This window comes from Terrisporobacter glycolicus ATCC 14880 = DSM 1288 (genome assembly GCF_036812735.1).
In the GTDB taxonomy this organism is placed as follows: Bacteria; Bacillota; Clostridia; order Peptostreptococcales; family Peptostreptococcaceae; genus Terrisporobacter; species Terrisporobacter glycolicus.
Genome location: NZ_CP117523.1, coordinates 952,325 through 964,353 on the forward strand (window position 1 = coordinate 952,325; position 12,029 = coordinate 964,353).

Here is a 12,029-nt window from a genome sequence, read left to right on the forward strand (position 1 = left end):
AAGGAGAGAGAGATGAGTAAAAAAGTAAAAAAAATAAACCTTGTTATATTACTTGCATTTTTAATTTGTTTAACATGTAGATACCAAGTACACATATCCTATAACAAATTAACAACAAACAACTACTTCATAACAACAAATAAAATCAATAATTCAGCTAACATAATTATTATATCAGATCTTCATGATAACCAATTAGGAGAAAATAACAGGGAGTTAATGTATAAGATAGAACAATTATCTCCAGATATTATTTTAGTGGTAGGTGATGTAGTTAACTCAAATTCAAAAGATAGCAAAATAGCTACAAATCTTATGAAACAACTATGCAAAAACCACAAAGTATTTTATTCCTTAGGAAATACAGATATAGATTACATAGAATCGAGAAGTTCTGATTTAATAAAAGAACTAAAGGATATAGGGGTAACAATACTTGATAATGAGTACGAAGATATAGATTTAAACGGAAACAAAATAAGAATAGGTGGAATGTATGCCTATGCTTTCGGATTAAACGATAACAATGATGTAGACAAAGATACTATGGAAGAAGGAGTTTTTGATTTTTTAACTGATTTTCAAGACACAGATAATTATAAAATCATGATGGCACACAGACCAGATAGTTTTATCTTTGGAAATGCATCCCAAGTTTGGAACATTGACTTAGTGGTAAGTGGTCATAACCATGGTGGACAAGTAGTATTACCTTTTGTTGGAGGTCTATACGGTGGAGATCAAGGGTGGTTTCCGAAGTATGACAAAGGACTTTTTGATTTAAATAAGATAAAAATTCTTATAACTAGTGGATTGGGCTCAGGCAAACAAAAATTGCCTAGATTCAATAATCCACCAGAAATAGTTAATTTATATTTATCTAAATAGTAAAATAGTTTTTAGAGCTTATAAATAAGCTCTTTTTTATGTGAAAATCATTTATTATTAATAATTAAGGTGAGTAACAAAAATGGGAGTAATAGTAAAATACTAAATAATTATTGAAACTTTAACTAAAAAAGTATAATATTTAGGTGTGTGGAAAAATTAGAGGAATTAGTGTGAAACTGAAAGAAAATATCTTTATAATTGGGGAATTTGAAGATATTTAGTCTATTTTATTAACTAAAGAGTAATATAATAGGGGTACAACATACTATATAGATTTAAGTTAACAAATGAAAATTAATTTCCATAATGGGGGAGGAAATAATGAAAGGAATTATAATTTCTGAATCTTTAGTAATTAGAAAGGGTGTAGCCCAAATACTAGAAGAAGAGGATACAGTAAAATCTTTAAATGAGGGGTATATGTGCAAAGATATTAATAAAGGAAAATATGATTTAGTCATATTTGATTTAAATAAAAATAGAAAAGAATATCTAAACTGTATAAAAGAAGTTAAGCAAAAAACTGATGCAAAAGTAATGATTTTAGATTTTTATGAAGATATGAGGCTTTTCTCTAAATGTATGAAAATAGGAGTAGACAGCTATATTTTACCTAATATAGAAGGTGAAAGTATTAAATATGCTGTTAAGCTATTATCCAAGGGTAAGAAATACTTTGACTCTGATTTGGTAGAAAGCTATATGAAAAAAGACAATATAAATGAAATAAAAGAACTTACTAAGAGAGAAAATGAGATACTTTTATGTATTTCAAAAGGAAAAAGTAATCAAGAGATAGCTACGGATTTGTGTATAACAGAACACACTGTGAAAAAACATACAAGTAATATTTTTGAAAAACTAAATTTACGAGATAGAACGCATGCAGCTCTTTATGCTCATGAAATAGGAATTATATAAAAGAAATATAAAGGACTCAATTAGGGCTTATTAATAAGCTCTTTTTTTATATGAAAAATTACTTGCTATCAATAAAATAAACTTCAAAGAAAAAATGTTAGAATATCGTATTAAAATCTAACAAAAAATACTATAATGTTATATGTGAAAAAAATACAAAGGAGCAAAACAATGAGCAAATTAGCAAGAGCCACTTTTGGACTAATGGTGGCAACTATAATAGCAAAAATTTTGGGATTTGGTAGAGAATTAGTTCTTGCTGCTGGGTATGGAACAAGCATATACAGTGATGCCTATGTAACGGCCATGAATATACCTCAGGTTATTTTTGCAATAATCGGAAGTACTTTAGCAACAGTGCTTATACCAATGTATATGGAAGTACATAGAGACGAAGGAGAAGAAGGTTCTCTTAAATTTGTGAATAATGTGTTTAACTTGGTTGTAATAGGATGTTTAGCTCTTTCTGTTCTTGGATTTATATTTACTGAAGAAATTGTAGATGTATTTGCCATGGGATATGAAGGAGAGGCATTGCAGGTAGCTATTAATTTTACTAGAATAACTATTCTTGGAATTGTATTTACTGGCCTAAGTTATGTAATGACTTCTTATCTACAAATAAAAAATGATTTTATTACTCCAGGACTTAGTAGCGTGCCAAAGAATGTAATTATTATTGTGGCAACTTTACTTAGTATAAAGCATGGCCCTTATATAATGATTTGGGGGACTTTGCTGGGAATGGTGAGCGAGTTTTTATTTCAAGTACCTTATGCTATTAAGGCTGGATATAGATATGTACCAATTATTAAGATAAAAGATAAATATATTAAAAAGATGGCTTGGCTTATTGCTCCTGTGTTGATCGGTGTGGCAGTAAATCAGGTGAATACTTTGGTAGATAGAACTTTAGCATCTACATTGCCAGCAGGAACGGTTTCTGCACTAAATTATTCAAATAAATTGATATCTTTTGTTATAGCCATATTTATAACATCAATTTCATCTGTGATTTATCCTATTTTATCACAGTTGTCAAATGAAAACAATAAGGAGAGATTTACTGCCTCTGTTATAAAAAGTATAAATTGCGTTATAATACTTGTTTTACCAATTACTGTAGGAACTATAGTTTTGTCACTTCCCATAGTTAGGGTACTTTTTGAAAGAGGAGCCTTTGACCCAAGGGGAACTTATTTAACAGCAGTGGCTTTATCCATGTACTCTGTAGGAATGGTTGCATATGGTTTAAGAGATGTTCTTGGAAAGATTTTTTACTCTTTACAAGACACAAAAACTCCAATGGTAAATGGTGTAATTGCCATGGGTGTGAATATGGTTATGGACGTGGTGTTTATTAAGTTTTGGGGACTAGGAGGTCTTACTTTGGCTACTAGCTTATCTTCCCTTGCTTGTATTATGTTATTGTTTAGAAGTTTGAAAAAGAAGATTGGATACTATGGACAAGATAAGATTGTCAAGGCTACAGTGAAAAGTCTTGTGTCATCTTTGATTATGGGTGCTGTAGCTTATTATTCTTATCATTATATGATAGGATTCACTCATACTGGGGGAGAAGCGGAGTTTATTGTGCTGATGATTGCTGTTACTTTGGCAGCGGCTGTGTATGGTGGTCTTGTTATATTGTTTAAGATTGATGAGATTAGGATTGTTACGGATGTTATTAAAAGAAGATTGAAAAGAGCTTAGAAATAGGCTCTTTTTTCGTATTAAGCTATATATAAAAAAATTATAAAATTATGATTATTCATATGACTAAAAATTCAATAAAAATCGTTGACAAAAAATGGTAAAAAGTACACAATAAAAATATAGGATTATATGTTATGAGAGTAAGATTATATAAATAATAAGAGAAACATGGGAGTAAAAAATGAAAATAAATGGGGATTTTATGATAAGAGAGATTGCAGGAGATACTATTCTTGTTGCAACAGGACAAGCTTCACAAAATTTTAATGGAATGATAACGCTAAATGAAGTTGGAGCATTTATTTTACAAAAAATTGAAGAATGTAAAAATGAAAATGAGTTAATTAGCAAAATTCTTGATGAATTTGAAGTAGATAAAAATATAGCTAGAGAAGATACTAAGGAGTTTATTGAACAGCTTTTAAAAATGGGGATAGTTTTGAATGCTGATTAAATTTTACTAGGATATATAATTATAGTTGGTATTTTACAATATAGAGAAATTAATTTTATATAGGGGTATGTATGGAAATTTCTTTATGTTGTATTAAATATAATTAAATATTATGGGGGGAATAATGTGAGAAGAAAATATACAAAGCCAAGTATGAGCATAGATATGTTCGAAGCAAATGAGTATATAGCAGCTTGTTACAAAATATACTGTAATGTGCCTACGGGTTATGGTTTTAATGATCGAAATGGCGATGGAAAGTATAATAAAAAAGATGATGGTTCTAAGATAGCTTCAGGAAGAGGATGTAATAAAGTGCATGTAGGTGTACATTTAGATGAAGCACCTCATGAAAATGCTATGTGGCAACCAACTGATTTTTGGGGTGATGACAAGGGTCAGGCTTATGGAGTATTCAATTGGACTCAAGGGAATGGTAACAGTGGACAGCATTTCTCAAAAGTTTCAGACACTCAGTGGGAAACTAATCCAAATGCATCATAAAATAAAATAAATATATATAAAAGGCAAAGGTGGGATGGAAATCCTACCTTTTTTGAGGTAAGTATGAATATAAAATGTGGTAAATTAGCATTTAAAATATATAATGATAAAAGATGGGATATTCCTATTAATGTAAAAAAATTTGAAGATAATGATAGTGAAACAGATATACTTTATGAAATTAATTTTGTAGATGATATTAAATATAACAATGGGCAAATTGTATGTCAAAGAGACAAAATTTTAGTTACTAGAAGTGATAATAATCTTGAATCCAGATATTTGATAATACCGGATAGTTTTTACCCTTATGCCTATTATAGGGAAGATAGTGACAAAGAAATAAGAATAGAAATCATAAAGGATTTCAAAAGTAGCTTCACTATAGATACAATGTTTTGGTCTTTATTTGCACTAGAAAAACATTTAATAAAAAAAGAATCAATTATTTTCCATTGCTCATACATGCTTTATAAAGAGCATGCAGTTTTATTTAGTGGACCAAGCGGTATAGGCAAATCAACACAATCAAGTTTATGGAAGAAAAATAGGAATGCTAGAATCATTAATGGAGATAGGGCTTTATTAGAAAAAGAAGATAAATGTTGGTATGTAAATGGTTGGCCCGTTTGTGGTTCTTCAGAGATTTGTATAAATGAAAAACACAAGCTAGGTTCTATCGTATTTTTAGAAAAAGGAAATAAAAATTCGGTCATTTGTCTTGAAAGAAAAGATGCAATAAAAAAATTAATTAGTCAAACAACTATCAATTATTGGAATAAGGATTTTGTAAATCAGGCAATATATTTAGCCGAAAATATTGTAGATAATATAAAAATATATGAATTAACATGTACGCCAGATATAGATGCAGTAAAAGTCTTAGAAAAGTTTTTGGAGGAGAATGAGGAATGGATACATTAGAAGCAAATAATAGTATTGAAGAAAAATTATGTTACAAAGCAACCTTAGCTAATATTCCATTAAGTGGAGCTTTTGAATTATTACCTCTTTGTAATATGAACTGTAGTATGTGTTATATACGATTAACAAATGAGGAAATGAATAAAATTGGAAAAATTAGAACTGCTGATGAATGGTTATCCATTGCAAAAGAAATGAAAGATTCAGGTACACTTTTCATACTATTAACAGGTGGAGAGCCTTTGCTGCATAAAGAATTCGAAAAAATTTATAATGGTCTGAGAGAAATGGGAATGATTGTAACTATTAATACTAATGGTACTTTAATTAATGATAAAGTATGTGATATGTTAGAGAGCAATAAGCCACGTAGAGTAAATATAACTCTTTATGGTGCAAGTAATGAAACTTATGAAAAATTATGTAATAACCCTAAGGGCTATGATGAAACAATAAGGGGCATAAATTTATTAAAACGAAGAGATATAGATATTAAGTTAAATTCAAGTTTAGTAAAAGAAAATATGAATGATTTACCTAATATGTTAGAAATAGCTAACAATTTAGATCTTCCTATAAAAGTAGATACTTACATGTATCCAAAAACTAAAGGAATTGAAAATGATTTTAATAATGAAGATAGAATAGACCCACAAAAGGTGGCCAATATAGATACTTTTATTAGATACAATACAGAGACTGAAGAATCGTTTATGAAAAATAGATGGGAGTATTTAAATAAATATGAGTATGGTAAAAATACTGAACCTCCTAAATACTTACCTTTAAATTGTAGAGCAGGTAAAAGTTCTTTTTGGATAAACTGGCAAGGAAATATGACTCCCTGCGTATTTTTAGACAATATATATATGGATGTTTTTGAAAATGGATTTATAAAATCATGGAATTATATAGTTGAAGAAAGTAAAAACATATTTTTATCTTCTGATTGTAAACTTTGTGATAAGAGAGAAGTATGCCAAGTTTGTGCAGCATCAGCTTACTGTGAGACTGGAAGTGTAAGTGAAAAACCGGAGTATTTATGTAAATTAACAGAAGAAACAATAAGGATTTTAAGTTGTTGATGAGTAGAATTAAGTTAGGTGTTAGGGGGGAAGATTGATATCTATGGAGTCAATCAAAATAATAATTGGGAAAATTAAAGATGGAACTATTAGGCAGATGTGGATAGAGTTTAAGTGGATGTTTGGCTATGCTAAAAAATATAAAAAAGAAATAGTTTTTTATATTTTTTTAGGAATCTTTTCAACGGTCATGACTTTAGTAAGTAGCATTGCATCCAAGGAGTTAATAGATGTTGTTACAGGACATAATATAAAAGGAGCGCCACTGATAGCCATAATTATGATAGGTATGGCACTATTTAGTTTGTTTTTTAATTCTCTTATGTCTCGAATTACATTAAAAATAAACATAAGAATACAAAATGATATTCAGGCGGATATTTTTGACAAAATAATAGAAGTTAACTGGTTAGATCTTTCAAAATATCCAAGTGGAGATATATTAAATAGATTTAGTAGTGATGTGGGAACTGTAGCTCAAAGTGCTATTGGATGGGTACCAGATTTAGCTGTAGGTGTATTTAATTTTATAGCTACACTTGCTGTAATTATGTACTATGATTCCACAATGATGGTATTAACAGCACTTAATGCTCCAGTTATGCTTTTATCGTCTAAATTGTTAATGTCTAGAATGAGAGATTACACAAGAAAAGTTAAAGAAATGAATAGTGAAGTTACCCACTTTCAAACAGAAACTTTTTCAAATGTAGACTCTATAAAGTCTTTCGATTTAACATCATTATTTTCTAGAAGACTTAGAAATTTTCAATCTAGATACAAGGATGTAAACTTAGAATATAACTTATTTAGTATAAAAACCAATGTGATATTGTCCTTAATAGGAATGGTTATTGAATATTCTTTCTTTGGTTGGGCTGTATATAGATTATGGACCGGGTATATTACCTATGGAGAAATGACCTTATTCTTGACTCAAGCAGGAAGGTTATCCTCTTCTTTCAGTTCTTTAATTTCTATAATTCCATCAACAGTAGGTTCTACCATTTCAGCAGCACGTCTTATGGAAATAATAAATTTACCAAGGGAAAATAGAAATATTGGTGATAGTGAGGAACTTAGAGGAGTTAGCAAGGATGGATTTTCTATAAAACTAAAAGATGTGGACTTTTCTTATGTAGAGGATCAACAAGTTATTAATTCATCATATTTTGAAGCTCATAGAAATGAAATAGTAGCCATAGTAGGTCCTTCTGGAGAAGGTAAAACCACTTTGATTCGTATGTTCTTAGGACTGATTTTACCAGACTCAGGTGAAGCAGTTATGATAGATAAAGATGGGAAAAGAATAGAGTTAAATGCATCCACAAGGAAATTTTTCTCCTATGTGCCACAAGGAAATACCATATTCTCTGGAAGTATAGCAGAAAATTTAAGAATGGTTAAAGAAGATGCTACAGATGAAGAAATAATAGAAGCTTTGGAAATAGCTTGTGCTTATGAATTTGTTGAAAAACTACCTGAGGGAATAAATAGTACTGTAGGGCCTAGAGGATTGGGCCTTTCTGAAGGACAAGCTCAGCGTATTTCCATAGCTAGGGCAGTTCTTAGAGATGCGCCAATACTGTTGCTAGATGAGGCAACTTCAGCTTTAGATGTAACTACAGAGAGAAAAGTTCTAAGAAATATTATTCAACAAAAGCCTAATAAAACTTGTATAGTTACTACTCATAGACCTAGCGTTTTAAATCTAAGTCAAAGAGTTTATAGAGTTATGAATAAAACTATTACGGAACTTTGTGAGGAGGAGTCTAGTGAAATGGCTATAGACTTTTAGAAATAGTTTATTTCAGTAAAACACTAAAATCAAAACTAAAACAGGGGCAAAGGAGTGCACAAAAATGTTACCCCCTTGAAAAGGAGAAATATGAACAAAATATACAAAGATTTTTTTCAATTATTAAGATCTAGTTTAAAAAACGAAACACCATTTATAGAAGATAATATAGATTGGGTAGAAATGTTAAGATTGTCTTCTATACATGAGGTTGTTCCACTTATTTATAAATCAGCTTATAAAATTCAATCTTTTCAACAAACAGACTTGAATTTTACTAAATATTTCAAAAAAACATCCATGCAAATAGTCTATAGTCAAATTCAAAGAAGCGATAGATTTTTACAGATATATAAACAGTTCAACGAAGTAGGGGTGAAAATATTAGTATTCAAGGGAATAATATTAAGGGAACTATATCCAATACCTGAAGAGCGTATTTCTGCAGACGAGGATTTATTAATTGAACTGAAAAACTTAAAACAAGCTATAAAAATATTAGAAGATAACAATATGGAGAGGGCTTTGTCGGAGGGAGAAGAAGCTGATGTCTATCATTATTTTTGTAGACAAACTGGACTTCATCTAGAGTTACATACAGCTTTATTTGGTGATAAATCAGCTACAAATAAAAAAATCGAAGAGATATTTAGTACTGTTTTTCAAGATGCAGATACAATAAACATAAACAATATAGATGTACACACATTTTCCATAGACAAACATTTTTTATACATAATATGCCATGCAATCAAGCATTTTGTTTCATGTGGTACGGGAATTAGACAGATTTGCGACATATCCATGTATATAAATAAATATTATGAAATTATAAATTGGAATTATATATGGAAAGAAATTACTAACATGGGATATGATACTTTGTTAGTAAATTTACTTCAAATAGCCATAGATTACTTGGAATTAGATGAAAATAAGGTAGTTTATGCAAATGATAAAAATAATTATTATATAAACACAGATAATCTGATGGAAGATATAATGGATGGTGGAATATACGGCACAAGCACCCAGGCAAGATTAAATTCAGCCAATATGTCCCTTGATGCTCTAAACAAAGAATCAAAATCAAAAATTAAGTCTAACATAGCAGCAATCTTCCCAAAATCAGAAAACTTGAAAATGAGATACAAATATTTAGAAAAATATCCAGCATTACTACCAGTGGCATGGACAAGTCGAATTCTAACTTATTCAAAAGAAAGAGGTAGTTTGTCCAATGTAGGAGCTACTGCAAAGGAAACTATTGAAGTAGGCAACAGAAGAATAGATTTGCTTAAAGAATATAAACTCATAAAATAACATCAATTAAAAAAGTGCTTTCAAATTAAATATAATTTGGAAGCACTTTTATGATTAAGAATAAATATTAATTTGAAACTATAATATTATGTCCTTCTCTTCTAAATTTGTCTACTAATTCATCATCAATATTTGAATCAGTAACTATACATTCAACCTCATCTAGTGGACACACCTTATAAAGAGAAATTTCATTGAATTTAGTGCTATCTGATAAGACAACAACTTTCTTTGAACAGTCCATCATTTTATTATGAACCATAACTTCTGCCATTCTTTGATCTGTAATTCCACTATCTAAAGACACACCACAAGCTGTTAGAAACATTATATCAAGATTTACTTTATCTAGTATTAATGTGGCAAAATCAGAAACAAAGGAGTTTTCATCTGGTGTAAGTACACCGCCTGTTGCAATAACAGTAAAACCTTTTTTGTCAACTAGCTCATGAGCATTTACTAAAGAGTTAGTTACAATTGTAAGGTTGTTGAATTTTTGCTTTAATACTTTTGCTAATTCGAATGAAGTAGTTCCTGAGTCAAGTCCTACAGACTGACCTTCTTTTATTAACTCTGCAGCAGAAAGTGCTATAGAGTGTTTCATTTCTGGGTTTTGGCACTGTCTTACATTAAAAGAAACATACTTGTCTTCGCTTATATTACTAGAGGCTTGTTTATTGTTCTTAATAATTGCTCCTCCGTGGACTCTTTCCAATTTATCAACTTCTTCTAGATACTTAAGATCTTTTCTAATAGTTTCTGAAGAAGCATTTAGGAGCTTTTTTAAATCCGTTGTTTTTACAATTCCATCAGTTCTTAATTTTTCTAATATGATGGAATATCTCTCTTCTGCTATTATATGTTTCACCTCCAATTGCATTATATTGCATATGTATATAATATTATAGGTTATATGTGTTATTATTGCAAATATTTAATAAAAACACAATAAAAAACAACTTTTTAAAAACAAAACACAAAAAAACACAATAAATAACAAAAAAAACCTTGCAATACCAAAATAACACAAGTATAATTACAAATATAGCAAGGAAAGACAATTTAAGTCACGCTTGAAAACGATTTACAATTTAATGGGAGGTTTATATGGAAAACAGCACAAAAGGTATACAAACAGGAAAGTATGCAGCTAACAGATGGTTTACATTTGCCATATTAGTGTTAGGTGCAGGAACTATATTTAAGCTTAGTTCTTTAAAAGACGCATTTTATGTTCCAATGCAACAATATATGGGACTAAATCATACTCAGATAGGTATGGCATTATCAGTGTATGGAATGGTACAAACAGTAGGATTAATATTTTCAATTTATTTATCAGACAGATTTTCTAAAAAGTATATGATATCGTTCTCACTAGTAGGAGTAGGTTTAACAGGTATTTATTTATCTACATTCCCTCCATATGCAGGGTTCTTAGCAGCATTTGCTATACTTGCTATATTTGGTGAAGTTGTTTATTGGCCAGTTCTTTTAAAAGCAGTTCGACTTACAGCAACAGAAGAGGAACAAGGAAGAATATTTGGATTCTTAGAAGCTGGACGTGGAGTAGTTGATACTGTAGTAGCATTCTCAGCTTTAGCAATATTTAGTGCTATGGGATCAAGTGCTACTGGACTAAAAGGTGGTATCTTATTCTTCTCAGGAGTGGTTATAGTAGTTGGAATAATATCATACTTCTTAGTTCCACATGATGAAATAAGAGAAACAAATGATTCTGGTGAAAAAATAGGTAAAAATGCTGCAGCATTCCAAGGTATGATGCAAGCAATAAAAATGAAAGAAATATGGGTAGTTGCTTTCACAATATTCTCAGTATACTGTGTTTACTGTGGACTTACATATTTCATACCATTCTTAAGTGATATATATGCAATGCCAGCTGCTTTAGTTGGAGCATACGGAATAATAAATCAATATGGATTAAAAATGGTAGGTGGACCAGTTGGTGGATTCTTAGCTGATAAGGTTACAAAGTCTACTTCTAAATACATAAGAGCAGCATTTGTTGTAGCAGCAATTGCAATGACTATAATAGTAATGTTACCTCATGAATCAATGAGTATATATGCAGGTATGTCATTAACATTAGGATTTGGAGCTATAATATTCACAATGAGAGCAGTATTCTTTGCTCCAATGGATGAAATAAAAGTTCCAATAGAGATAAGTGGTGCAGCAATGTCAATAGGTTCTTTAATAGGATATTTCCCATCAACATTTGCATTTACTTTATACGGAAGTATGTTAGATAGATCTCCAGGACTTCCAGGTTACAAAATGGTGTTTATGACAATGATAGGATTCTCAGTAGTAGGGTTCTTCATAAGCTCTTACTTAGTACACGTAATTAAAAAGAAACAACAAGCCTAATAATAATTTAAATAAAATT

General features: G+C 30.1%; 11 protein-coding genes. 10 read left to right on the plus strand and 1 reads right to left on the minus strand.

Going from position 1 to position 12,029, the window contains the following annotated elements; all coding sequences use genetic code 11:
* Positions 1-12: 12 nt before the first annotated feature.
* The 9 genes from TEGL_RS04740 to TEGL_RS04780 all read left to right on the plus strand — a co-directional run bounded on the left by TEGL_RS04740 (position 13) and on the right by TEGL_RS04780 (position 9,616).
* On the plus strand, positions 13-888 hold the full coding sequence (locus TEGL_RS04740) for a metallophosphoesterase (RefSeq protein WP_018590326.1): 876 nt from the start codon (positions 13-15) through the stop codon (positions 886-888).
* A gap of 324 nt (positions 889-1,212) precedes the next feature.
* Complete coding sequence (locus tag TEGL_RS04745; RefSeq protein WP_018590325.1) at positions 1,213-1,812, plus strand: response regulator transcription factor; 600 nt, start codon at positions 1,213-1,215, stop codon at positions 1,810-1,812.
* Between the two features lie 171 nt (positions 1,813-1,983).
* Positions 1,984-3,525 (plus strand): murein biosynthesis integral membrane protein MurJ, encoded by a 1,542-nt coding sequence (gene murJ, locus TEGL_RS04750; RefSeq protein WP_018590324.1) that lies wholly within the window; start codon positions 1,984-1,986, stop codon positions 3,523-3,525.
* A gap of 184 nt (positions 3,526-3,709) precedes the next feature.
* Positions 3,710-3,982, plus strand: a complete 273-nt coding sequence (locus TEGL_RS04755) for a PqqD family protein (protein ID WP_018590323.1) — start codon at positions 3,710-3,712, stop codon at positions 3,980-3,982.
* Positions 3,983-4,108: 126 nt separating this feature from the next.
* Entirely contained in the window at positions 4,109-4,486 is a 378-nt protein-coding gene (locus TEGL_RS04760) for a hypothetical protein (protein WP_018590322.1), read from the plus strand.
* Between the two features lie 63 nt (positions 4,487-4,549).
* The gene (locus tag TEGL_RS04765) at positions 4,550-5,410 is read left to right on the plus strand and encodes a hypothetical protein (protein WP_018590321.1); all 861 of its coding nucleotides are present in this window, start codon (positions 4,550-4,552) and stop codon (positions 5,408-5,410) included.
* Positions 5,398-6,495 (plus strand): radical SAM protein, encoded by a 1,098-nt coding sequence (locus TEGL_RS04770; protein ID WP_018590320.1) that lies wholly within the window; start codon positions 5,398-5,400, stop codon positions 6,493-6,495. Before TEGL_RS04765 ends, TEGL_RS04770 begins: the two co-directional genes overlap by 13 nt.
* A gap of 43 nt (positions 6,496-6,538) precedes the next feature.
* Entirely contained in the window at positions 6,539-8,293 is a 1,755-nt protein-coding gene (locus TEGL_RS04775) for an ABC transporter ATP-binding protein (RefSeq protein WP_033316424.1), read from the plus strand.
* Positions 8,294-8,383: 90 nt separating this feature from the next.
* A complete protein-coding gene (locus TEGL_RS04780; protein ID WP_018590318.1) occupies positions 8,384-9,616 on the plus strand; it encodes a nucleotidyltransferase domain-containing protein in 1,233 nt (410 codons plus the stop codon).
* 67 nt (positions 9,617-9,683) lie between these two features.
* On the opposite strand, the gene TEGL_RS04785 is transcribed toward TEGL_RS04780, so the two are convergent.
* Positions 9,684-10,484, minus strand: a complete 801-nt coding sequence (locus TEGL_RS04785) for a DeoR/GlpR family DNA-binding transcription regulator (protein WP_161618779.1) — start codon at positions 10,482-10,484, stop codon at positions 9,684-9,686.
* Positions 10,485-10,723: 239 nt separating this feature from the next.
* Here TEGL_RS04785 and TEGL_RS04790 point away from each other — a divergent pair, with 239 nt between their 5' ends.
* Positions 10,724-12,010 (plus strand): MFS transporter, encoded by a 1,287-nt coding sequence (locus tag TEGL_RS04790; protein WP_018590316.1) that lies wholly within the window; start codon positions 10,724-10,726, stop codon positions 12,008-12,010.
* Positions 12,011-12,029 lie beyond the last annotated feature (19 nt).